This window comes from Bradyrhizobium sp. SZCCHNRI1029, from assembly GCF_032487555.1.
In the GTDB taxonomy this organism is placed as follows: domain Bacteria; phylum Pseudomonadota; class Alphaproteobacteria; order Rhizobiales; family Xanthobacteraceae; genus Bradyrhizobium.
Window position 1 is genome coordinate 859,207 of sequence record NZ_JAUEUK010000001.1, and the last position, 22,422, is coordinate 881,628.

The 22,422-nt window shown below is 64.8% G+C and carries 20 protein-coding genes; 7 read left to right on the top strand and 13 right to left on the bottom strand.

Annotation, left to right across the window (positions count from 1 at the left end; translation table 11 throughout):
• Window positions 1–765: 765 nt before the first annotated feature.
• On the bottom strand, window positions 766–1,722 hold the full coding sequence (locus QW861_RS04025; RefSeq protein WP_315749563.1) for an aminoglycoside phosphotransferase family protein: 957 nt from the start codon (window positions 1,720–1,722) through the stop codon (window positions 766–768).
• A 303-nt stretch (window positions 1,723–2,025) separates the two neighbouring features.
• On the opposite strand from QW861_RS04025, the gene QW861_RS04030 reads away from it, so the two are divergent.
• Complete coding sequence (locus QW861_RS04030; RefSeq protein ID WP_315749562.1) at window positions 2,026–2,307, top strand: hypothetical protein; 282 nt, start codon at window positions 2,026–2,028, stop codon at window positions 2,305–2,307.
• Between the two features lie 117 nt (window positions 2,308–2,424).
• Here the strand turns inward: QW861_RS04030 and QW861_RS04035 are convergent, their stop codons facing one another.
• A complete protein-coding gene (locus tag QW861_RS04035) occupies window positions 2,425–3,483 on the bottom strand; it encodes a phosphotransferase family protein (RefSeq protein WP_315714587.1) in 1,059 nt (352 codons plus the stop codon).
• A 280-nt stretch (window positions 3,484–3,763) separates the two neighbouring features.
• Window positions 3,764–4,999 carry an acyl-CoA dehydrogenase family protein gene (locus QW861_RS04040; RefSeq protein WP_315749560.1) on the bottom strand — a complete coding sequence of 412 codons (1,236 nt, stop codon included), beginning with the start codon at window positions 4,997–4,999 and terminating at the stop codon, window positions 3,764–3,766.
• 230 nt (window positions 5,000–5,229) lie between these two features.
• On the opposite strand from QW861_RS04040, the gene QW861_RS04045 reads away from it, so the two are divergent.
• Both QW861_RS04045 and QW861_RS04050 read left to right on the top strand, forming a co-directional pair.
• Window positions 5,230–5,892 (top strand): TetR/AcrR family transcriptional regulator, encoded by a 663-nt coding sequence (locus QW861_RS04045; protein ID WP_316164536.1) that lies wholly within the window; start codon window positions 5,230–5,232, stop codon window positions 5,890–5,892.
• Window positions 5,893–5,943: 51 nt separating this feature from the next.
• Window positions 5,944–6,183: a hypothetical protein gene (locus tag QW861_RS04050; RefSeq protein ID WP_315749556.1), complete on the top strand. Its 240-nt coding sequence runs from the start codon at window positions 5,944–5,946 to the stop codon at window positions 6,181–6,183.
• A 236-nt stretch (window positions 6,184–6,419) separates the two neighbouring features.
• Here QW861_RS04050 and QW861_RS04055 read toward each other — a convergent pair whose 3' ends face one another.
• On the bottom strand, window positions 6,420–7,646 hold the full coding sequence (locus QW861_RS04055) for a CaiB/BaiF CoA-transferase family protein (protein ID WP_316192730.1): 1,227 nt from the start codon (window positions 7,644–7,646) through the stop codon (window positions 6,420–6,422).
• A gap of 346 nt (window positions 7,647–7,992) precedes the next feature.
• On the opposite strand from QW861_RS04055, the gene QW861_RS04060 reads away from it, so the two are divergent.
• Window positions 7,993–8,559 carry a hypothetical protein gene (locus QW861_RS04060; protein WP_316192731.1) on the top strand — a complete coding sequence of 189 codons (567 nt, stop codon included), beginning with the start codon at window positions 7,993–7,995 and terminating at the stop codon, window positions 8,557–8,559.
• A gap of 120 nt (window positions 8,560–8,679) precedes the next feature.
• Here the strand turns inward: QW861_RS04060 and QW861_RS04065 are convergent, their stop codons facing one another.
• Window positions 8,680–9,420, bottom strand: coding sequence for an NUDIX hydrolase (locus QW861_RS04065; protein WP_316192732.1), 741 nt, complete (start codon window positions 9,418–9,420; stop codon window positions 8,680–8,682).
• 106 nt (window positions 9,421–9,526) lie between these two features.
• Here QW861_RS04065 and QW861_RS04070 point away from each other — a divergent pair, with 106 nt between their 5' ends.
• Window positions 9,527–10,564 (top strand): SPFH domain-containing protein, encoded by a 1,038-nt coding sequence (locus QW861_RS04070; protein ID WP_316192733.1) that lies wholly within the window; start codon window positions 9,527–9,529, stop codon window positions 10,562–10,564.
• Complete coding sequence (locus tag QW861_RS04075; protein ID WP_316192734.1) at window positions 10,551–11,483, top strand: sugar kinase; 933 nt, start codon at window positions 10,551–10,553, stop codon at window positions 11,481–11,483. The genes QW861_RS04070 and QW861_RS04075 overlap by 14 nt, the downstream gene beginning before the upstream one ends.
• 105 nt (window positions 11,484–11,588) lie before the next feature.
• Here the strand turns inward: QW861_RS04075 and QW861_RS04080 are convergent, their stop codons facing one another.
• The 4 genes from QW861_RS04080 to QW861_RS04095 all read right to left on the bottom strand — a co-directional run bounded on the left by QW861_RS04080 (window position 11,589) and on the right by QW861_RS04095 (window position 16,872).
• Window positions 11,589–13,550, bottom strand: a complete 1,962-nt coding sequence (locus QW861_RS04080; RefSeq protein ID WP_316192735.1) for an alpha amylase C-terminal domain-containing protein — start codon at window positions 13,548–13,550, stop codon at window positions 11,589–11,591.
• Window positions 13,551–13,570: 20 nt separating this feature from the next.
• A complete protein-coding gene (locus QW861_RS04085) occupies window positions 13,571–13,942 on the bottom strand; it encodes a tRNA-binding protein (RefSeq protein WP_316164528.1) in 372 nt (123 codons plus the stop codon).
• A gap of 505 nt (window positions 13,943–14,447) precedes the next feature.
• A complete protein-coding gene (locus tag QW861_RS04090) occupies window positions 14,448–15,440 on the bottom strand; it encodes an AraC family transcriptional regulator (protein ID WP_316192736.1) in 993 nt (330 codons plus the stop codon).
• 439 nt (window positions 15,441–15,879) lie between these two features.
• On the bottom strand, window positions 15,880–16,872 hold the full coding sequence (locus QW861_RS04095; RefSeq protein WP_316185876.1) for an AraC family transcriptional regulator: 993 nt from the start codon (window positions 16,870–16,872) through the stop codon (window positions 15,880–15,882).
• 670 nt (window positions 16,873–17,542) lie between these two features.
• Between QW861_RS04095 and QW861_RS04100 the strand changes: the two genes are divergently transcribed.
• A complete protein-coding gene (locus QW861_RS04100) occupies window positions 17,543–17,917 on the top strand; it encodes a hypothetical protein (RefSeq protein WP_315749541.1) in 375 nt (124 codons plus the stop codon).
• A gap of 640 nt (window positions 17,918–18,557) precedes the next feature.
• On the opposite strand, the gene QW861_RS04105 is transcribed toward QW861_RS04100, so the two are convergent.
• The 4 genes from QW861_RS04105 to QW861_RS04120 are packed head-to-tail and all read right to left on the bottom strand — an operon-like array spanning window position 18,558 to window position 22,408.
• Window positions 18,558–19,532 carry an oligopeptide/dipeptide ABC transporter ATP-binding protein gene (locus QW861_RS04105; RefSeq protein ID WP_315749538.1) on the bottom strand — a complete coding sequence of 325 codons (975 nt, stop codon included), beginning with the start codon at window positions 19,530–19,532 and terminating at the stop codon, window positions 18,558–18,560.
• Complete coding sequence (locus tag QW861_RS04110) at window positions 19,529–20,518, bottom strand: ABC transporter ATP-binding protein (RefSeq protein WP_316192786.1); 990 nt, start codon at window positions 20,516–20,518, stop codon at window positions 19,529–19,531. Before QW861_RS04110 ends, QW861_RS04105 begins: the two co-directional genes overlap by 4 nt.
• A gap of 34 nt (window positions 20,519–20,552) precedes the next feature.
• Complete coding sequence (locus QW861_RS04115; protein WP_316192737.1) at window positions 20,553–21,470, bottom strand: ABC transporter permease; 918 nt, start codon at window positions 21,468–21,470, stop codon at window positions 20,553–20,555.
• A complete protein-coding gene (locus QW861_RS04120) occupies window positions 21,467–22,408 on the bottom strand; it encodes an ABC transporter permease (RefSeq protein ID WP_315714604.1) in 942 nt (313 codons plus the stop codon). The genes QW861_RS04115 and QW861_RS04120 overlap by 4 nt, the downstream gene beginning before the upstream one ends.
• Between the last annotated feature and the right edge of the window lie 14 nt (window positions 22,409–22,422).

Below are 22,422 nucleotides of genomic sequence, written 5' to 3' on the forward strand. Positions count from 1 at the left end.
CCCACAAATCGCTCGCTGTCGAACTCATCGACATGCGTGAGCGATCTCGCGACGCCCCCGCGCCCGAGTGATCCTGAATTTCACCGCCCTTCCATCGAAGGGCGCAGGGAAGGCCAGGCGTCGGCCGACGCCTGCGGCCCGCCTGCGTAAAAAAATGCAGGCGGCAGGTACCACAGGTGCAGCCGGAAAACGCCCGGCCTTCCCTGCGCGATGGTCTTCACGCTTATACGCAGTCTGCCTGGTGCGCCGGGCTTTCTGGCCACCATTGTCCGCGCGGCGCGCAAGCGCCGTCGCGACGTAGCACCAGCATCGGGGTGCCAGCACGCTGCGACTTCACGTCCGCGCCATGCCGTTCGTCCGCGCATCCCTCCGGACACGCTGCGACATGATCGCGGCCACCGCTCCCGCCCCGCGTGTCGTGACGATCGCGCGCAACGCCCCTTCGGTGGGACGGGATGGGCGCATCAGATCATAAATTCCGAAAAAGCGAAAGCAAAATCTTTTAGCCTTCCGGACTGGACGAGACCATCACATTGACCGCGCTCGCGAACTTTCTTCATCGGCGACGATGATTGCAGTCATAACCGCAGCCTGCGCGGGGCCGACAACGCCACGCTCGCACATGCCGATTTGCCCGACGGGCAAGCGTTGGCCGAACGGACCTGGATCACGATGCGCTTCCAAGGAAACGCATCATGATCTCATCTCTTTTTGTTTGAGCATGATCCTTTCGGAAAACCGGTTTCCACTTTTCCGGATCATGCTCTAGCCGCTCACAAGGCGGTCGAGGTCCTCGATGAGCGGCGCGAGCTTTTCGGCCGCCCCAAACTGCCGATACCAGCACCACAGCTCCAGCGAGAACAGCAGACGATAGATCGCGAGCGTCGGCTCGATCTTCGTTCGGCTCATCGGACCATAGCCGCCCAGAAACGCCTCGCGCTGCTCCGGCGAGAGATAGTAGATCGCCTTGGCGACATCCTTGAGCGGGTCGCCGGCCAGCGCGCCCTCGAAATCGACCGCACCGGTGAGCTCGACCCGGCCCCCGGTGACGCGCGCAAGCACGTTCCCGGGATGAAGATCATTGTGACACAGCACCGGCGCGCCGCAGGCGGCGAACAGATCACTCGCGTCGGCCACCTGGCGCGCGATGCGCGCGGCGAGATCAGCCGGCCCGCCGCGGCTGCGGAATTCGCCCAGTTTGCGTTCGAACTGGGAGGTGAGATAGCTACGATTGTCGGCATGGCCCGACATGATGCCGTCGGCGCCGATGTAGCCAAACGCATCCATCGCAATGTCGTGAAAGGCACGCGACAATCGACCGAGCTGCTCGAAAGCCTCACGCCGCTCCGGCGCGGACAGCGCTTGTTCGAGAGGACCGAGCGGATCGCCGTCGAGCCGGCTCATGACCACGTAGTCCAGGCCGATCAGCTCGCGCGAGGCGTCCGCCGCGCGCAGCCGCGGCGCCGGCACCGGCAGGCGGTCCCGGACCAGATCGAGCAGGCGCGCCTCCTTGCGCATCTTCCAGCTCATGCTGTCAGGATAGATCTTCAGCACCAGCGACGGCTGGCTGCCTTGCAGAGCCAGCGCATACACGGCACTGATCTCCCCACCATGCAACAGCGACACCGAAGCGACCCGCGCGTCGATCTCCGCGCGCGCAAGCATCGCATCGGCGGTTGCGGGATCGACCTCGAGATCCGGGCGAATCGAAACCGGCGACATGGCAGCAAAGCTCCGCTCGCGGGACATTCTTGCGAGATGGCCTGCGACGACCGTTTCCTAACTGCGCGCGCCCGTCGTGGTCAAGCTCCCGTCAGTCAGGTCAATGCGCCGCGCGGACCAACCCGTGTCCATGGAGCGTGGCGGCAAGACCATCGCGTCGCCATGAGCCACGCTCGGGTTCAAGCATGCCCCCCTAATGACCGGCGATTTTTTACGCCCACGTCCTCGAACCCCCTTCTCCGAGCCGCCGTCGAACCTCGCAAGCGGACCATTCCGGCCTCGCCGAAACGAAGGATGGTTAACATGTCGAGACTATCGAAGCTCGCGCTGCTCACCCTGATGGCCGCCACGGCGGCTGGCTCGCCGGTGACGAACGCAAGCGCCCGTGAATTCCAGTGGCCGGGCTGTGAGCTCGTCTCCTGGACAGCCTGCGGCACCGAGGTCCAGGTGCAGCAAGCCATGCGCCGTCAGAGCCGCGACACCTCGCCGATCTACATGAAGCAGACCGATCCGCGCTACAGCGGCGCGATGACCACGGCCGGTGGCGGCGGTGGTGGTGGCGGCGGTGGCGGCGGTGGGCGGTGATTGGCCCTAGCCGGCGCGCGGAATTCGTAGCCCGGATGGGCGGAAACGACATCCGGGTTCATCGCCGCAGCGCGTGAGACCCCGGATGTCGCTTCGCTCATCCGGGGCTACAGGAGACTACACCGCCCCCGCCTTCTGCGCATAGGACCAGGCCTGCTTGGTCATGGGCACCATGCGCTTGACCGACTCGATCGCCTTGTCGTTGGCGGCGGTGCCGTCGCGGATGCGGCCGATGATGCCCTGCAGGATGCCGGCGAGCCGGAACAGATTGTAGGCGAAGTACCAGTTGAGATCGGGCAGCTCGGTGCCGGTGACCCCACGATAGATCTCCGCCGCCTCTTCCATGGTCGGGATGTTCAGCGCTTTCAGGTCGACGCCGTCGAGGCCCGGCATGATCCACTGCATCAGCAAATAGGTGAAGTCCGCCATGGGATCACCAAGCGTCGACAGCTCCCAGTCGAGCACCGCGATGACGCGCGGCTCGGTCGCGTGGAAGATCATGTTGTCGAGCCGGTAGTCGCCATGCACGATCGAGACGCGCTGCTGCGCCGGCAAGGTGCGCGGCAGCCACTCGATCAGCTTCTCCATTTCCGGCAGATGCTCGGTCTCGGAGGCGCGATATTGCTTGGTCCAGCGGTCGACCTGGCGGGCAAAGTAGTTGCCGGGCTTGCCGAAGTCGGCAAGGCCGATCGCCGCCGGATCATAGCTGTGCAGCCTGGCCAAGGTTTCGATCTTGCTGGTGAAGATCGCGCGCCGCTCGGGCGCTGCGACATGCGGCAGGGTCGGATCCCAGAACACCCGGCCCTCCTCCATCGACATGATGTAGAAGGCAGCGCCGATGACGCTGTCGTCGTTGCACAGCGCATAGGCCTTGGCGACCGGAAAGCCCTGCTTGCCGAGCGCGGCGATGACGCGGAATTCGCGATCGACTGCGTGCGCCGACGGCAGCAGCTTGCCGAACGGCTTTCGCCTGAGCACGTAGGAACGCGCCGGCGTGTTCAGACGATAGGTCGGGTTCGACTGGCCGCCCTTGAACTGCAGCACGGTCAGCGGGCCCTGATAGCCTTCGACATGCTCGGCCATCCAGGCCGCGAGCTTGGCCTCGTCGAAACGATGCCGCTCCTCGACCGGCTTGGTGCCGGAGAATTCTTCGTCCTTCTTGACGCCGTCGGCCACGACGAGGCTCCCTTCTCACGTGTTCGTCATTCCGGGGCAGCCCGCAGGGCTGAACCCGGAATCTCTATCTTGGCGGACCCATCTCTGGATTCCGGGTTCGACGCTGCGCGTCGCCCCGGAATGACGCAAGTGGTGAGTCACCGCTCGGCATTAGAATTCGTAGGGTGGGCAAAGCGAAGCGTGCCCACCATGTTGGCTTGAACTCGAAAGTGGGTGGGCACGCATCCGCCCCCGCGCTCTGCGCGGCGACGGACGCTTTGCCCACCCTAGAAGTCGACGCTCAATGCCGCGGCTCGTTGGCGTATTTCTTCATCTCGAGCCGGGCAATGGCACGGTTGTGCACCTCGTCCGGGCCGTCGGCAAGACGGAGCGTGCGAATGTTGGCGTAGTCCTTGGCGAGACCCGCATCATCCGACACGCCGGCGCCGCCGAACGCCTGGATGGCGTCGTCGATGATCTTCAGCGCCATGTTGGGGGCAGCGACCTTGATCATCGCGATCTCGCCCTGTGCGGTCTTGTTGCCGACCTTGTCCATCATGTCGGCCGCCTTGAGGCACAATAGCCGGCACATCTCGATGTTGGTCCGGGCCTCGCCGATGCGCTGCTCCCACACCGAATGCTCGATGATCTTCTTGCCGAAGGCCTGGCGCGTCATCAGCCGGCGCACCATCTTCTCCAGCGACTCCTCGGCCTTGCCGATGGTGCGCATGCAGTGATGGATGCGGCCCGGACCGAGACGGCCCTGCGCGATCTCGAAGCCGCGGCCCTCGCCGAGCAGAATGTTTTCCGCAGGAACGCGGACGTTCTCGAGCAGCACCTGGGCGTGGCCGTGCGGCGCGTCGTCGAAGCCGAACACCGGCAGCATCTTCTCGACCTTGATGCCGGGGGTGTCGAGCGGCACCAGGATCTGCGACTGCTGCTGATGCTTGGCGGCCGACGGATCGGTCTTGCCCATCAGGATCGCAATCTTGCAGCGGGGATCGCCGACGCCCGACGACCACCATTTGCGGCCGTTGATGACGTAATGATCGCCGTCACGCACGATCCGCGTCTCGATGTTGGTGGCATCCGACGAGGCCACCGCCGGCTCCGTCATCAGGAAGGCCGAGCGGATCTCGCCGTCCATCAGCGGGCGCAGCCATTTGCGCTTCTGCTCCTTGGTGCCGTAGCGGATGAACACTTCCATGTTGCCGGTGTCGGGCGCCGAGCAGTTGAACACCTCGGACGCCCAGGAGATGCGGCCCATTTCCTCGGACAGCAGCGCATATTCGAGATTGGTGAGGCCGGCGCCGCGGAACTCGTCGTCCTCATGCGGCGACGGCGGCATGAACATGTTCCAGAGGCCTTCCGCCTTCGCCTTGGCCTTGAGGTCCTCCAGGATCGGGATCACCTTCCAGCGGTCGCCCTCGGCGTCCTGCTGCTTGTAGATCGGCACCGCCGGGCGGACATGCTTGGTCATGAAGCTGCGCACGCGCTCCAGCCATTCCTGCTGCTTCGCCGACATCGTGAAGTCCATGGGACTCTCCTTGGGTGTTTCCTCTGAAACTTTGGCCGCAGTGTCGGCCCGCCCACGGCGTCCGTGCAAGTGTGATCTTGCGCGACACGACCGCGCGAACCGTCGCTGCAGCGCCGAAATGTCGCCCCACGGAAGAACCGTGATTGACATTGCGGCCGTCTCAAACAATAGTTTCATACAATTGTTTGAAACGCAACTCCCACCCCGCTTCATCGTTCGGGAGGACGAGCATGGCGACCGACCAGACCCGGACTGCGATCCTGATCGCCGCCGAGCGGCTCTATGCCGAACGCGGCTTCTCCGACGTGACCTTGCGCGACATCGTGGCGGAGGCGAACGTCAATCTCGCCGCGGTGAACTATCATTTCGGCTCCAAGGACGAGCTGATCGCCGAACTGTTCGTGACCCGCTCGATCGCGCTCAACCGCGAGCGCCTGCGCGAATTGCGTGAAGCCGAGGATGCGGGCGGCGGTCGCGCCGACATCTCCGACATCCTGCGCGCCCTCGTGGGCCCGATCCTGCGCGGCTGCCTTGGCCCTGAGAACCAACGCTCGGCGGTGGCGCAGTTCATGATCCGCGCCTCGATCGAATCGGTGCCGCCAATTCGCCGCATCAAGACCAAGGAAATCGACCATTTGCGCAAATTCGCCGGCGCAATGCAGCGCGCCCTGCCCGACAGCTCCGAGGTCGATCTGTTCTGGGGCCTGCATTTTGCGCTCGCCATGGCGCATCACACCATCCGCGAGAGCGAGCGCCTCACCAAGCTCTCCGACGGCCGATGCGACCTCGACGATGTCGAGGATGTGATCGCGCGGGTGGTGCGCGGCGCCGTGCTCGGCTTGACCACGCGCGATCAGGCGGCAAAGTCGAAGGCCAGGATTGCAGCGCGCTGAGCGCCGATCGCCACAGATGACGTCGCCACCAATGACAATGGAACTCGCCCGATGACGGTCCGTTCGCGATTGATCCTGGCCGCTGCGGCCAGTGCGCTCGCCATGATGATGGCGAGCGAGCCGGCGCTGGCGCGCGGCGCCGCCGCCAGCATCATGAACTCGCCCGGCTATCAGCGCCGCTTGCAGGAATCCCGGCAGCAGCTCGGCACGCCGCCGCCTGCCCCATACGTGGCAGAGCCGCGCTATCACCGCCCCAAATCGAAGCGGCATAGGCATCACCGCACGCGATAGCCGCGCGTCCGCCTGCTCCATTCCCGCTGTCATTCCGGGGCATTCGCGCGCAAGATGGCGAAGCCATCTTGAAACAGCGCGAATGAGCCCGGAATCCATAACCACGAACAGCAGTCGTTCGGAGACAGCGGCCACGTCCAGCTCGCTCTACCATGACCGCTTGTGGCTATGGATTCCGGGCTCGCGCTTACGCGCGCCCCGGAATGACAAACGGAGAGAGCGGGGATCCGGAGGAGCTACACCACGCCCTGCTGCTTCAGCGCCGCGATCTTCGCCGCGTCGTAGCCGAGCCCCGACAGCACGTCCTGCGTATGCTCGCCGAGCAGCGGCGGCGCGCGATACTCGGTGATCGGGGTACCGGAGAAGGTCAGCGCGTTGCGGATCAGGGACAGATGCGGCTCGAACGGGTGTTCGACCTTCACCTCCATGCCGCGCGAGCGGACATGCGGATCGGCGAACACGTGCGCAAAATCGTTGACCGGCCCGCACGGCACGCCCGCCTTCTCCAGCTCCTCCAGCCAATGCGTCACCGAGTTCTTCAGGAACAGGCCGGCGAAGATCGCCATGATCTCCTTGCCGTTGACGACGCGGTCGTTGTTCTTGAGGAATTTGGGATCGGTCGCGAGCTCCGGCGCCCCTAACACCGCGCAGGTGCGCGCGAACTGCGCGTCGTTGCCGACCACCAGCATCAATTCGCCGTCGGTGCAGCGGAACACGCCGGCCGGCATGCCGCCATTGCCCCAGGTGCCGCGGCGCGGCGGCGACTTGCCGTTGATCAGGAAGATCTGGGCATAGTGCGACAGCGAGGCGATCACGGTGTCGAACAGGCAGACGTCGATGTGCTGGCCGCCGCCGCCATTGACGTCGCGGTGATACAGCGCGGAGAGGATGCCGATCGAGGTGTTCATGCCGGTCATGTAGTCGACGATCGAGGGACCGACCTTCATCGGCCCCGCCCCCGGTTCGCCGTCCATGTGGCCGGTCACGCTCATCAGCCCGCCCATGGCCTGGAAGATCGCATCGTAGCCCGCCCGCGGTGCATACGGCCCGGTCTGGCCGAAGCCGGTGACCGAGCAATAGATCACCTCGGGATTGACGGCGCGGATCGCCTCATAGTCCAGGCCATAGCGCTTGAGATCGCCGACCTTGTAGTTCTCCATGAACACGTCGCAGTCCTTGGCGAGCGCGCGGATGATCTCCTGCCCCTCCGGCGAGGCGATGTTGACCGTGACGGACTTCTTGTTGCGGTTGGCGCAGATGTAGAAGGAATTGTTGTTGTTGGCCTTGCCATCGGGGTCCCTGAGGTAGGGCGGACCGAACGCGCGCGCATCGTCGCCGGTGCCGGGCCGCTCGATCTTGATCACCTCGGCGCCGAGATCGGCCAGCATCTGCGCGGACAGCGGTCCGGCCAGCACGCGGGTCAGATCGAGAATCTTGATGCCAGAAAGCGGCAGGGCCGACATGGAGTTCCTCCGGGAGCTTTATTCCTTGTGGCGGACATCCCGAGCGAGAGCCCCGCCTGTCACCCGCGGATACACCATTTCCCGCGCCGGAGCACTGCGCTGGCGGCATGCCGCCTTGCCGCGGACCGTCGCCCGGATGCGCGCAGCGATATCCGGGGTCTCCACCCGCGCTCGTGCCGAACCCGGATGTCGCTGCGCTCATCCGGGCTACGCAGCCATGCTGACTTTCTTGCTTCGTTTTGTGTGCAGCCTGCGGCGGGACACATCCAGAAACACGGAACAAGGAGCTGTTAAGCGTTCCGGTCGCACCTGGGCGCAGGTTTGATGTCGCACCCCGGAGCACGCCATGACGTCGATCTCTGCATCCTCCATGAGCGGATATTCGCCGCTCGACCTGCTCAAGCAGGAACTCACCAAGGAAGTCTCGGCCGGCAAGGTCAGCTCCGCCGACCAGACTGCGCTGTCCTCGGCGCTCGACGACATCGATTCCGCATTGCAGAGCGGCAGCTCGTCGTCATCGTCGAGCTCCAGCGCGCCGCCGTCGCCCAAGGAGATGCAGTCGAAGATCGACGATCTCATCCAGAGTGAGGTCGACAGCGGCAAGCTGACCTCGGACCAGGCGACCGAGCTGAAGAACGTATTTGCCAACGCCTTCTCCGGCGGTCCGGGCGGCGCAGGTGGCGCCGGCGGTCCGCCGCCGGCCCCGCCGAGCGATGAGTCCAGCACCGACACCACGTCGAGCACCTCCTCCTCGTCGTCTTCATCGTCCTCATCCCAGGTCGAGGAGCTGTTGAAGAAGCTGCTCGAGGCGCTGCAGAGCTCGAACAGCAGCACGACCTCCTCGTACAGCGCCAGCGGCACCAGCTCGTCGAGCTCGACCAGCAAGTCGCTGGTGGTGGATTTCTCGGCCTGACCGGCGAGAGATGGAGCCGTTTGGCCCGGATGAGCGCAGCGACATCCGGGTTCTCCGAGACTCCGCGTGAGACCCGCATGTTGCTTCGCTCATGCGGGGCTGGAAGAGGCGACCACGCCGTCAATCCGGCGCGTTGAACGTTCTGGCGAAATACACCGGCGCCGCCGCCGCCTTCAGCCGATAGAGCTGCGCCGGACGGTTCGGCCCCTTGCGCATCTTGGCGATCGGCTCGATCAGGTCGGCCGAGAGCATGCGGGTGCGAAAGGCGCTCTTTTCCAGCGGACGATCGAGCACGATCTCGTAAGTCCGCTGCAGCTCGGGCAGTGTGAACTCCTCCGGCATCAGATAGGCCGGCAGCGAGGTGTACTCGACCTTGTTGCGCAGCCGCTGCACGGCGGCCTGCAGGATCTCGGCATGATCGAACGCGAGATTCGGCTTCACGCTCATGCCCACGAGCGGAAACCATTGCGCATCGGCCGCGAGCGCGGCCTCCGCCGCTGACGCCGGGATCAGCGCAAAATACGCGTGCGTCGCCGACCAGCCGCGCGGATCACGGTGCGCACTGCCCCAGCTGCCGAGCTGCTCCAGATAGGTGCTGATCACGCCGGTCTTCTCGGCAAGCTTGCGCCGCGCGCAGGCTTCGAGATCGCGATCCTTGTCGACATCGACGAAGCCGCCCGGGAGCGCAAACGCGTCCGGGAACGGCTCTCCCTCGCCGTGGCCGCGCCGCACCAGCAGCACGTGCAGCGCCTCCAGCCGGATCGTGAAGATGACGATGTCCACCGTGGTCAGCGGCCGCGGAAAATCCAGTCCGCCCGCTCTCGCAGCCGCTCCGCCGCCCTGCCCCTGCCGTGCTGCCATACCGTCCGCCCCCGAATTTGTCCCTTGACACTAGCATACTTAGTTGTACTGTCCAACTTACTAAGTTGGCGTGACACACTTATCCATTGAACGTCAGGAGGCCGCCATGTTCGGCTTACGCTTCATCAAGGCCCAACCCACCACCTATCTCCTCAAGTACCGCGCCGGCAGCGTGGTCGAGGAAGGTGCCGGGCTCTCCACCTTCTATTACGGGCCCGCCACTTCCCTGGTCGCGATCCCCATCGGCAGCCGCGACGCCGCCTTCATCTTCCAGCAGATCGCCCGCGACTTTCAGACGCTGACGATCCAGGGCCAGGTGACCTACCGCATCGGCGAGCCGAGGAAGGCGGCGGCGATGCTCAACTTCACGCTCAAGCGCGACGGCAAGACCTACGAGTCCGATGACTCGGAGGAGCTGCCGCAGCGCGTGCTCGGCGCGGTCGAGGTGCTGGCGCAGCAGGCGGTCAAGGACATGACCCTGAAAGAGGCGTTGCGTGCCTCCGACCGCATCGCCGAGACGATTGCGGCCGGATTGAAGCGGCGCGCCGACATCGAGGCGCTGGGCCTGGAAATCCTTGGCGTCGCCGTGCGCGCGGTGAAGCCGACGCCGGAGACCGCCAAGGCGCTGGAGGCCGAGGCGCGCGAGGCGATCCTGAGGACCGCGGACGAAGCCATCTTCGCGCGGCGCAATTTCGCCGTCGAGCGCGAGCGGGCGATCCGGGAGAGCGAGCTCGACACGGAGATCGCGGTCGAGCAGAAGAAGCGCTCGATCCGCGAGACGCAGATGGATGCGGAGGCCAGCGTCGCCGCGAAGAAGAACGAGCTGCGCGAGGCCGGCATGGTCGCCGATATCGGGCTGGAGGCCAAGCGGAAGGATTTCGTGTCGCTGAATGCGGCGAACACCCGCACTTTGGCGGATGCCGAAGCCTATCGCGTCGGCGCGCTGATGAAGATCTTCGAGGGCGTCGACACCCGCGTGATCCAGGCGCTCGCCGCCACCGGCATGCAACCCGGCCAGTTGATCGCGCAGGCGTTCTCGGGCCTCGCCGAAAAGGCCGAGAAGATCGGGCAGCTGAACGTCTCGCCGGAGCTCCTGAACAGCCTGATGCAGAAGCCCGCGGAGGCCGCCCGTGTCCGGCAATGACCGCAAGGTGGTGCTGGTTGTCAGGAGAACGCGGCTCGAGGAGCTGATCACCAGATTCCTCACCGCGGACCAGGCCCGCTTCTATGTCGAGCATCTCGGCGCCGACTTCTCCGACTACGAACGCGAGCACGCGGCCTACCAGGCCGCGCGCTTGACCAGCGTCCAGACGCTGGAGCGCTGGGGCCGCTACCAGATCGTCGACCGCGGCTTCCTGCCGAACTTCATCTTCGGCCCCGCCGACATCGTCGCGGCGCTCGGCCCCGACGGGCTCGTCGCCAACACCATGAAATATCTCGACGGCCAGCCGCTGCTCGGCCTGAACCCGGACGCGGCCCGGCATGACGGCGTGCTGCTGCCGTTCGCGCCGGCCGATCTCGCGAACCTGCTGCCGGAGGTTGCTGCCGACCGGCGCGCGGCCAAGACGGTGACCATGGCGCGCGCGAGCCTCGCCGACGGCCAGGTGCTCCATGCGGTCAACGACCTCTTCATCGGCGCGCGCACGCATGTCTCGGCCCGCTACGAGATCGCGACCCGCGAGCATCAGGAGCGGCAGTCCTCCAGCGGCCTGATCGTCGCGACCGGACTCGGCTCGACTGCGTGGTTCAAGAGCATCGTCACCGGCGCGCTGGCGATCGCCCGCAACTTCGGCAGCCCCACGACGGGCGGCGACTACACCGCCCTGCCCTGGGACGCCCGGAGCTTGCGCTTTGCCGTGCGCGAGCCGTTCCCGAGCAAGACGTCACAGACATCCCTGGTCTGCGGAGGACTGAACGGCGCCGAAACACTGCGCCTGCGCTCGCTGATGCCCGAGAACGGCGTCATTTTCTCCGACGGCATCGAGGCGGATCACCTCGATTTCAATGCGGGCACGGAAGCGGTGATCGGGATCGCGGAGCGCCAGGGGCGGTTGATCGTGTAGCCACACGGCGAAGCTCGTAGGCCGGATGAGCGCAGCGACATCCGGGATCATCGCAACAGTCGTGGGACCGCGGATATCGCTGCGCTCATCCGGGCTACGCGTCCGTCACTCCCTCGCGAACACCAGCACGCCATTCGCCGGAATCGTCACGTCAGCCGAGCTGCGCTGGCCGTGCAGCGGCGGGCCGCCTGCGGTGACCGAGCCATTGTTACCAACCACATCCGGATTGACCCAGTTGTCATAGACGTCGCTGTTGAATACCTCCTTCCACTGCCCCGCGGCCGGAAAGCCGATCGCGTAGTCGCGCCATGGCGTCTCGCTGAGGCTGACGATCACCATCACGTCGTCGCCCTGGCCGTCCCAGCGGTGGAAGGCGAGCACGCGGTTGCCGTCATGGACGTGGACGATGGCGCATCCCTCCGCGGTCAGCGCCGGATGGGTGCGGCGGATCGCGATCAGCTCGCGCGTGAAGCGGATCGCATCAGCGGTGATCTTGTCCTCGCCGTCGAGCAGCGCCCAACTGATCGTCGCGTCGGGGTTCGGCGTGTCGCTCCATGGTTTGTCCTCGAACAGTTCCTGGCCCATGAACAGCATCGGGATGCCCGGCGCGGTCAGCAACAGGCCCGTGGCGACGCGGCTGCGGCTGCGCGCATACCAGCAGCGGCTGTCGACGGGATCGGCGAGGCGCGGGATGCGCGGCTCGCGGCCCGCATAGACGATGTCGTGGTTCTCGATCGAGTTGACCGCGCGCCAGCGCTTGTCGAGGCTGAGATCGGCGATCGCCGCGGCGATCGGCTGCATCGGGACGACGGCGCCCGCGCCGCCGGCCGCGCTCGCGACGGCGCCGCGCACCGCGAGCCGCAATCCGTCGCTCCAGGTCGCATCGAAGCCGGCGCCGCCATGCGCGATGTCCCTCACCACCCACGGGTTCACCGGCCAGTATTCCGCGATCTGGATCGCATCCGGCTTCTCCGCGCGCAGCGCTTCGGTGAGCTGCTGGCAGGTCGCCCAGCCACCGAAGCGGTCCATCACGCTGACCTCGTCGAAACGCAGGCCGTCGGCGTGATACTCGCGATAGAACATCACGGCGTTGTCGACGAGATACCGCCGCACGTCGGCGTTCCAGTAGGCGAACACCTGGCCGCCCGCCCAGCCCTGATCGGTGAAATACAGGCTGCGATTGGGATCGCCATAGGCCTGACGGTCGAAGAACCAGATGCTGCTCTCGTCAAAACCGCCGCCGGCGTGGTTGTAGACGACGTCGAACAGCACGGCGACGCCATGGACATGGCAGACGTCGATCAGCGCGCGGAGCTGGTCGTCACAGTGACGCACCACGCCGATATCGGCGTAAGGTGTCGCGCCGGCTGCGACGAGGATCTCGTTGGTGCGTTTGAAGTAGGCCGCGAGATGCGCGTCTTCTGCCTCCCCGTACTCGCTCTCCGGGCTGAACAGGTCGGTGCCGTTGTAACCCATGCTGAACATGGTGGGGAATTCCTGCACCGGCAGCAGCTCGATCGCGTTGACGCCGAGCTTCGCCAGATGCGGCACGCGCTCGATCACGTCGAAGAAGCAGCCGTCGGGATTGCCCGCCTTCATGTCGAAGGTGCCGACATGGAGCTGATAGATCACGAGCTCGTTGTTGGGCGGCGGCGTGTAGTCGGTGTCGTGCCAGGGAAAGGCGTGCGGATTGCGCAGCACCGAATGCGCCTGCGGAAACGGCGGATCGACCGTGAGCAGCCGTGCATGCGGATCGCGCTTGTAGCCGGAGCTGCCTTCACCCTCAACGAAGTACATATAGGCGTCGCCGTCCTTCAGAGACGGCACGAAGATCGCCCAATGGCCGTTGCCGATCGGCGCCAGCCGGCAGCTCGCGTCCTGCGCCCAGTCGTTGAACGGGCCGGAGACGTAGACCGCCTTGGCATGCGGCGCGAACACGCGGAAGGTGGCGCCGCCGGTCACCAGGGTGCCGCCCATGGGAGCCTGGAGAAGATGCATCTGCCTGAGCGAAATCCTGAGGCCTTCGGGAAACGGCGGCAGCGTAACAGGTTCGAGCAGCATATCCATGGCGGTCGGCTCTCCGCGCGTCAGAACAGCCGCGCGCCGTTCGGCACGCGCTTGTCGGGCTGGAACAGCACGACGTTGCCCTGTTCATCGGGAAAGCCGAGCGTCAGCACCTCGGACATGAACTTGCCGATCTGGCGCGGCGGGAAGTTGACGACGCCGGCCACCTGGCGGCCGACCAGGGTGGCCGGATCGTAGAGCGTGGCGATCTGGGCGCTGGAGCGCCTGGTGCCGATGCCGGGCCCGAAATCGATGGTCAGCTTCAGCGACGGTTTGCGCGCCTCCGGATAGGGCTCGGCCGCGACGATGGTGCCGACGCGGATGTCGACGGCCAGGAACTGGTCGAAGCTGATCCCTGCTGCCGCCGGCGCTGTGGGATCATGGGCAAGATGCATGGCGGCCTCATCGAACGCGCGACCGCGCGGGAGGGCTTGCGGCGCCGACGCGGTCTGGGCCGGAATCTTTAATCGCCATAAGGTCTCCTGACAATGCACCCGCCCGGCGACGGCACGGCATATGGACGATTGGCTGTATTGGTGTGGCAGGCCGGTCGCAGGCTGCGAAGCCTTCAATCGCAGGCTGGGCAAGCGGGGGGTTGCCGCTGCCCCGCATCGCCGAGCGGGAGGTGCGTGAATCGCCATGGCATGTCGCTAGCGGCGAATGGTCGCGTGCACGCCTTGACCCGCCCTGCAGCATGTCCGCCGCCGAGCGCAATGACTATGACCCGTCACCTGTAATGTCGCAGTTCGGTCGCTTTGCGTCCAGACGCAGCGCGGAGGCTCAGCTTGGCCGCGAATTGCGGACATCATCAGCACGCTTCGCTAGGCACAACCTGCCTACCGCACGCCGCTGCCCCAGCGCTCTTGAGAATGGTCCTGGCCGGCGCCTCTGTCAGGCGAGCTAGGCGGCTCGCCGCGAGCGCGACAGAGTGTCGGATGGAAGCTCACCGAACATCTCGCGATAGTCTCTTGCGAAGTGTCCGAGATTTCCGAAGCCGCAATTGAAGGCGACTGCAGAGACGGAGGTGCGCTGATCTGCCCCCGAGAGCATCTGTTTTGCCTGTCGCAATCGCACCGTTTTTGCAAACGTCGTCGGAGAGTATCCGCGGCTTTTTTTAAACGCCGCATACAGCGCGCGGATGCTGACGCCTGTCTGCGATGCCAGCTCCTCGATCGTGATGGCGCGCCCACAAGAGGCCTCGATATACTCTTCGGTCAGCCGAACGATCCGCGGCGCGACGTCCTTTTCGTCTCTCTCCAACAGCTCGCTGAAATTGTGGCGGTGAGCCGACAGGAAGGAAACGATGAGAGCCTGCTCCAGTTCGGCCAGCACCGCGCGTGGCAGCTCTGTAGCCGTCGCATCCAGCTGATGAGCGAGAAACATCGTCAGATCGCGCAAAACCAGAGCGTTCGGCTGCACCGCAGCCGCCATGGGATCGAACCTGAGGACGCCAGCCGGCTTTGCGCCCAGGAGCGTCGTCAACGACCTTTCCAGCGCCCCCGTACTTATTCGAAGAATGAGCTGCGCATAACCTGGCTCGAACACAATCCTGATCGGTTCACCCGGCGGAATTATACAGGCCTGCCGCTCAGTTATCGCGATCGCCGTGCGATTTAGAACGGTCAAAGCTCTGCCTTTGAGGCCAATTTGCAGGCGCGCGAAGTCGCCCTCCGGGAACTTGACGACCGACGTTCCCCCGTCATATGCACAAAAGCCAAGGCCGATATTCGCAAGCCGAAGGTAGTTGCCCACCCCCAGGAAGCCATCTGGCTTGGTGACTGTGAAGCCAGTTGCCCCGTAGACGGTACGCAACGCGTGCTCCATCGCCTCCGGATCGTCTGTACGAATGACGGGAGCGCGGCTCAGCAGGCTTACGGATTGATCTAGGTTCATCGGAAGATGGTACCTCGGTTTGACCGAACTGATACTCCGGGAAAACACCGGTCAGCGGCGAGGTGTCGCAGTTCCATCTTCTTCATCGATGCGCTTCAATTTCCTTCCAGATTACTACTTGGCCTCATCTCATGAGGTCTACGCTGGACGACGCGGCAACCCTCCCGCCTACCCCCGAGAGAATATCCGCCATGAAGTTGAAGCTCGCTACGCGTATCCAGCAGCGACGTCAGGTGAACGTGACCCGAACAAGTTGAAAAGCGCGGCGCTTTCTACGAGACGAGAATATTCGAAAGACCTGACCCGCTTCTTAGCGCCTCGCCGCAGTCGGACGGCGTCATCATGATTGGCTCTCAGCTTGAGTTGGCGACCCGCGCTTTGCTTCGCCGCTGCCCAAGCGCTATTGGGACTGGCCTGACCGACGCTTCTGTAAGGCGAGCTAGGCGGCTCGTCGCGAGCGCAACAGAGTTTCGGATGGAAGCTCACCGAACATCTCGCGATAGTCTCTTGCGAAGTGTCCGAGATTTCCGAAGCCGCAATTGTAGGCGACTGCAGAGACGGAGGTGCGCTGATCTGCCCCCGAGAGCATCTGCTTTGCCCGTCGCAATCGCACCGTTTTCGCAAACGCCATCGGCGAGTATCCGCGGCTCTTCTTGAACGCAGTATAGAGCGCGCGGATGCTGACGCCTGTCTGCGATGCCAGCGCCTCGATCGTGATGGCGCGGTCCCAAGAAGCCTCGATATACTCCTCGGCCAGCCGGACGATGCGCGGCACGACATCCTTTTCGGCTCTCTCCAACAGCTCGCTGAAATTGTGGCGGTGAGCCGACAGGAAGGAAACGATGAGAGCCTGCTCCAGTTCGACGAGCACCGCGCGCGGCAGCTCTGTCGCCGTCGCATCCAACTGATGAGCGAGAAACATCGCCAGATCGCGCAAGACCAGAGCGTTCGGCTGCACCGCAGCCGCTATGGGATCAAACTTGAGGACACCGGCTGGCTTTGCACCGAGCAGCGTCGTCAATGTCTGCTCCAACGCCCTCGCGCTTATTCGAAGAATGAGCTGCTCGTAACCTGGCTCGAACACAATCCTGTTGGGTTCGCCAGGCGCAACTATGCAGGACTGCCGTTCGGTTATCGCGATCGCCGTGCGATTCAGAACGGTCAAAGCGCTGCCTTTGAGGCCAATTTGCAGGCGCGCGTAGTCGCTTTCCGGGAACTTGACGACCGCCCTCGCCCCGCCATAGGCACAAAAGCCGAGGCCGATATTCGCAAGCCGAAGATAGTTGCCCACCCCCAGGAAGCCATCTGCCTTGGTGACTGCGAAGCCCGTTGCCCCATAGACCGTACGCAACGCGTGCTCCATCGCCTCCGGATCGTCCGTACGAATGACGGGAGCCCGGCTCAATAGGCTCACGGATCGGTCCAAGTTCATCGGTCTGTCCTCGCTCACGGCTCGCTTGAATACCGAAGAGTACGTCCTCCCGACTGATCCAAGTCAACTCCGAGAAACTCCCGTCACGCGGCAGGCGGCCATGCGGCCAGGCGCCGCAGCTCGATCATGTTCCCGACTTCTCACATGTTAATTTGAGCAGGTAACTGGCTAGTGTTGCGGCTAATTCTGAGCAACGTTTGCAGAGTTTGGACTTGAGAATAACTTCAAAATCGCCGCGCGACGCGCTTCAATCTCGTTGAGATGAGCAGGCAGCAGGTTCTGTCGAGTGCGACCGTAAGAGAGGGGATGAACGTGGCGGCACGGGAACCGGCATCCCGGCGAAGTGGAACTCATGAGTTCCGTGCTGGACGAGGCGGTGATCCCCTGCCCAAGGCCGGGCAAAACTCCACCACGAAATCAAGACTCGCCAGGCGCATCCTCGCAGCGACAGACAGGGTTGAACGTGACCGAGCGAGCCGAGACCCGCGGCACTTTTGGGAGACGATAATGTTCGGAACACCAACACACCTAACCGGCGACGCTCGGCGCTTGAGATTCTCGATCTTGCGAAGCAGGTCACCGAAGCGATGAACTTATGCCCTTGTCACAACGCGAACCTGGCAACGTCCACACGCCTGTCGATATGAGGCGAGATGAAGTGAGTCCAATCATGCTTATCAAGACGGTCACGTTGCATTCTCTTAGTTATCTTGTAGGTATTACCAGTTCAGTGGCGGTGCACCAGGTCATCCCCTCGCCGGGCACAGCGAGCGTCTTCCAGTCTGGCACGGCTGCAATAGGTCATCAGCAGGTCGCCAATCGCTCGACCAAGAGCGATAAGTTGCCAATCAGGCAGGCAAAGCGTCAACTCAACGTGCCAAGTTTCAATTTCGGAACCGACTGTAAACCGCCGATTGATGTCCGTGGGCGCTGCTTTGCAGACGCCGGAGGGACCCACAAGGTCGCGCTGTCCGCTCGCGCCCCCCTTCGCGGCATACCGATTGCTTTGAACCAAATTGGTCCTGATGCGACAGATCTCGTGTAGTGGTGGTGCAGGCAAAATGACCGATATTCGAGGCGGCGACCTGTCCAATCATTCGGTATTGAAATCGCTAAGCAGAATCCGCACAGCAAAGCTGCACCTCGATCGGCCGACGTCGCACCGATCGACAGAGGCCGCCCTGCTGTCGCAGATCGCGCTTTGCGACGTTCTACTGGACGAAATTCAATCGGTCGCTTGCAGTCTGAAGCGGGCGAGAGCCGTACCCAGTGAGCCGACGTCTGGTCGCAACCGCGCGCGGCTGCGGTACCATTCCTCAAGACACGATCTGCAGCGACGACGCGCGGCGCAGCGATGCCGCGTGCCGTCGAAGTTTCGTTCGGTCGCCACCTAGCCCGGACGAGCGCAGCGACATCCGGGTTCGCCGACACGGCACGTAAGACCCCGCATGTCGCTGGCGCCGACGCGCGTGCCGCGCGCCGGCTGACGCTCATGCGGGCTACGCGCTGCACCCATATCCGCGCGAGAAACGCACCATCTCTCCTCCGTCATTGCGAGCTGCGCCCGCGATGACGATTGGCGCGGCGGTCTCGTGCGTCAAGCTGTCATTCGCACCGGGCGCAGTGGGCAGGTCGCTTCGCGGCTTTCGCCGCGTAGCGCCTTTGCCCACCCTTCGCTACTACAACTACGCATTCTCCAGATGGCACGCCACCCACTGGTCCTCGCCCTTCAGACGCAGCTCGGGCGCCTCCATTCGGCAGCGGTCGAATGCGAGCGGGCAGCGGGTGTTGAAGCGGCAGCCCTTGGGCGGGTTGACGGGGCTGGGAACGTCGCCCTTGAGAATGATCGGGGTGCGCTCGGCGCCGGGTTCGGGAATTGGGACGGCTGAGAGAAGCGCCCTGGTGTAGGGATGGCCGGGGGACGCAAAGATCTGCCGTCTGGGGGCGAGCTCGACGATGCGGCCGAGATACATCACGGCGACGCGATGCGTCATGTGCTCGACGATGGCGAGGTCGTGGCTGATGAACAGCAGCGCGAGGCCGAATTCGCGCTGCAGGTCCTGCAGGAGGTTGACGATCTGCGCCTTGACGGAGACGTCGAGCGCGGAGACCGCCTCGTCGCAGACGATCAGGTCGGGCTTGGCGGCGAGCGCCCGCGCAATGCCGATGCGCTGGCGCTGGCCGCCGGAGAATTCGTGCGGGCGGCGGTTCACGGCGTCGCGCGGCAGCCGCACGATCTCCATCAGCTCGGCGATGCGCGCATCGCGCTCGGCCGCAGTCTTGGCGAGGCCGAAATTGTTGATCGGCTCGGCCAGGATGTCGCGGATCCGCATCCGCGGATTGAGGCTGGAGAACGGATCCTGGAACACGACCTGGACGCGGCGGCGCATCTCGCGAAGGCTGCCCGGGCCGAGATCGTCGATCCGCGTGCCGTCGAGCACGATCTGCCCGGCGGTGATGTCGAACAGCCGCAGGATGGCGCGACCGACGGTGGACTTGCCGCAGCCGGATTCGCCGACCAGCGACAACGTCTCGCCGCGCGCGATCTCGAACGACACGCCGTCGACGGCGTGCACCCGGCTCTTGGCTCGCCCAAACAGGCCGCTGCGGATCGGGAAGTGCTTCTTGAGGTCGTTGACCTGGAGCAGCGGCATGGTCATGCGGCGGCCTGCTCCTTGGCGGCGAAATGGCAGGCGGCGACGTGATGCTTGGCCTTCTGCTCCAGACCCGGCGCGTATTGGCGGCAGACATCGGTCGCGAGCGCGCAGCGGCCGGCGAACACGCAGCCCTCGATGCGCTGCTTGAGGTCCGGCACCTGACCGGGAATTTCGGCGAGACGCCTGGTTTCGCCCGACAGCGACGAGCCGAGCTTGGGCAGCGCGCCGAGCAGGCCCTGCGTGTAGGGATGGCGGGGCGAGCGGAACAGCTCCCTGACCGGCGCTTCCTCGACCTTGCGGCCGGCATACATCACCATCACGCGCTCGGCGACCTCGGCGACGACGCCGAGATCATGGGTGATCAGGATGATGGCTGCACCGACGCGCTGCTTCAATTCCAGCATCAGCTTGAGGATCTGCGCCTGGATGGTGACGTCGAGCGCTGTGGTCGGCTCGTCCGCAATCAGGAGCTTCGGGTTGCAGGCCAGCGCCATCGCGATCATCACGCGCTGGCGCATGCCGCCGGACAGCTGGTGCGGATATTCGCGCACGCGGCGCGCCGGCTCGGGGATGCCGACGAGCGTCAGCATCTCCACCGCGCGCGCTTCCGCCTGCGCCTGGTCGAGCCCCTGATGCAGCCGCAGGGTCTCGCCGATCTGGCGGCCGACGGTCAGCACGGGATTGAGGCTCGTCATCGGCTCCTGGAAGATCATCGAGATGTCGTTGCCGCGGAGCGCGCGCATCTCGCGATCGGAGAGAGTCAGGATGTCCCGGCCCTCGAGCTTGATCGAGCCCGCGATCTTGCCCGGCGGCTCCGGGATCAGCCGCATCATCGACATTGACGTCACCGATTTGCCGCAGCCGGATTCGCCGACGATGGCGAGCGTCTCGCCGGGGTTGACGTGGAAGGAGACGCCATCGACGGCACGGTTGATGCCGGTCGGCGTGCGGAAATGGACCTGGAGATTCTCGACCTCGAGCAGCGGCATCATTTGAGCTCCCGGCGATCTCTGACTGCGCTGCTCATGGACTCTTCGCCATGCGCGGGTCGAGCGCGTCGCGGAGGCCGTCGCCGACGAGGTTGACGGCGAGCACGGTCACCGAGAGGAACGCGGCGGGGAAGAACACGATGAAGGGCTTGACCTGCCACAGCGCGCGGCCTTCGGCCATGATGTTGCCCCAGGACGGGATGGTCGGCGGCGTGCCGGCGCCGATGAAGGACAGGATCGCCTCGGTGATCATCGCGCTGGCGCAGATGTAGGTCGCCTGCACCAGCATCGGCGCCATGGTGTTGGGCAGGATGTGGCGCAGGATCACCATCGGCGTGCGCGTGCCCGAGGCGACCGCGCCATCGACATAGGGCTGCTCTCGCAAGCTCAGGACGACACCGCGCACCAGCCGCGCGACGCGCGGGATCTCGGCAATGGTGATAGCGAGGATGACGTTGCCGACGCTGCCACGCGTCAGCGCCATCAGCGCCACCGCGAGCAGGATCGGCGGTATCGACATCAGCCCGTCCATGCAGCGCATCAGGACGCCATCGGCCCAGCGCAGGAAGCCGGCGACGAGACCGATGGTGAGGCCGATCAGGGAGGCGCCGAGCGCCACCGCGAGGCCGACCGTCAGCGAGACACGGGCGCCATAGAGCACGCGGGAATAGATGTCGCGGCCGAGTGCATCGGTGCCGAACCAGAAATCCGCCGACGGCAGCCGCGTGCGCTTGGCCGGCGCGATCGCGGTGGGATCGACGGTGAAGAGGAATGGCGCGAACACGCCGATGATGACGAGCAGCAGCAGGAGCGCGCCGCCGATCGCAACCGTCGGATGGTTGCGCAGGAAGCCGATGGCGCCGCGCCGGATCTTCGGCGCGACCATCAGGTCGGGCAGAACAGGCGCGAGAACGAGGCCTGGCGGCGGCGATGTGGAGGTCGTGGCGGTCAATAGCGGATCCTCGGGTCGACCAGGGTGTAGGTGACGTCGATCAGGAGATTGACGAGCACGTAGACGAAGCTGAACAAGAGCACGATGCCCTGGATGACCGGATAGTCACGGCGCAGGATGGCATCGATGGTGAGCCGGCCGAGGCCCGGAATGGCGAACACGCTCTCGGTGACGACGGCGCCGCCGATCAGGAGCGCGATGCCGATGCCGACGACGGTGACGATCGGCACCGCGGCATTCTTCAGCGCATGAATGAACAGGATGCCGCCCTGCCCCAGGCCCTTGGCGCGCGCGGTGCGGATGTAGTCCTGCTGCAGCACCTCGAGCATCGCGGCGCGGGTGATGCGCGCGATCAGCGCGATGTAGACGCAGCCGAGCGCGACCGCCGGCAGGATCAGGTTCTGCAGCCACGGCCAGAACCCTTGGGCCAGCGGCGTATAGCCCTGCACCGGAAGCCAATCGAACTTCAGCGCGAAGACGTAGGCCAGGATGTAGCCGACCACGAACACCGGGACCGAGAACCCGAACACGGCGAACGCCATGATGATCCGATCGATCCAGGTGCCCGCCTTCCAGGCCGCGATGACACCGAGCGGCACGGCGATGATGATCGTGAGGACCAGGGTGACCATCATCAGCGACAGCGTCGGCTCGATACGCTGGGCAATCAATGCCGACACCGGCAGGTTGGTGAAGATCGAGGTGCCCAGATCGAAGTGCAGCAGGCGCCAAACCCAGCTACCGAACTGGACCAGGAATGGCTGGTCCAGTCCGAGATTGGCTCTGATACGCTCGACGTCGGCCGGGCTCGCCTGGTCGCCTGCGATCACAACGGCCGGATCACCCGGCGCGATGTAGAGCAGGCTGAAGACGAACAGCGCGACGATCGCCATCACCGGCAGCGTCGACAGGACTCGGCGGAGCGCATAGGTGAGCATGGGAGGTCTTTCGC

Coding starts and splice junctions, on each gene's coding strand:
- QW861_RS04050 (WP_315749556.1), top strand. CDS start 5,944: ATGACGGTCCGTTCGCGATTGATCCTGGCCGCTGCGGCCAGTGCGCTC.
- QW861_RS04100 (WP_315749541.1), top strand. CDS start 17,543: ATGCTTATCAAGACGGTCACGTTGCATTCTCTTAGTTATCTTGTAGGT.
- QW861_RS04110 (WP_316192786.1), bottom strand. CDS start 20,518: ATGCCGCTGCTCGAGGTCGAGAATCTCCAGGTCCATTTCCGCACGCCG.
- QW861_RS04065 (WP_316192732.1), bottom strand. CDS start 9,420: ATGGCAGCACGGCAGGGGCAGGGCGGCGGAGCGGCTGCGAGAGCGGGC.
- QW861_RS04120 (WP_315714604.1), bottom strand. CDS start 22,408: ATGCTCACCTATGCGCTCCGCCGAGTCCTGTCGACGCTGCCGGTGATG.
- QW861_RS04040 (WP_315749560.1), bottom strand. CDS start 4,999: ATGGACTTCACGATGTCGGCGAAGCAGCAGGAATGGCTGGAGCGCGTG.
- QW861_RS04070 (WP_316192733.1), top strand. CDS start 9,527: ATGTTCGGCTTACGCTTCATCAAGGCCCAACCCACCACCTATCTCCTC.
- QW861_RS04025 (WP_315749563.1), bottom strand. CDS start 1,722: ATGTCGCCGGTTTCGATTCGCCCGGATCTCGAGGTCGATCCCGCAACC.
- QW861_RS04105 (WP_315749538.1), bottom strand. CDS start 19,532: ATGACCATGCCGCTGCTCCAGGTCAACGACCTCAAGAAGCACTTCCCG.
- QW861_RS04095 (WP_316185876.1), bottom strand. CDS start 16,872: ATGAACTTGGACCGATCCGTGAGCCTATTGAGCCGGGCTCCCGTCATT.
- QW861_RS04090 (WP_316192736.1), bottom strand. CDS start 15,440: ATGAACCTAGATCAATCCGTAAGCCTGCTGAGCCGCGCTCCCGTCATT.
- QW861_RS04055 (WP_316192730.1), bottom strand. CDS start 7,646: ATGTCGGCCCTGCCGCTTTCTGGCATCAAGATTCTCGATCTGACCCGC.
- QW861_RS04085 (WP_316164528.1), bottom strand. CDS start 13,942: ATGCATCTTGCCCATGATCCCACAGCGCCGGCGGCAGCAGGGATCAGC.
- QW861_RS04045 (WP_316164536.1), top strand. CDS start 5,230: ATGGCGACCGACCAGACCCGGACTGCGATCCTGATCGCCGCCGAGCGG.
- QW861_RS04080 (WP_316192735.1), bottom strand. CDS start 13,550: ATGGATATGCTGCTCGAACCTGTTACGCTGCCGCCGTTTCCCGAAGGC.
- QW861_RS04060 (WP_316192731.1), top strand. CDS start 7,993: ATGACGTCGATCTCTGCATCCTCCATGAGCGGATATTCGCCGCTCGAC.
- QW861_RS04030 (WP_315749562.1), top strand. CDS start 2,026: ATGTCGAGACTATCGAAGCTCGCGCTGCTCACCCTGATGGCCGCCACG.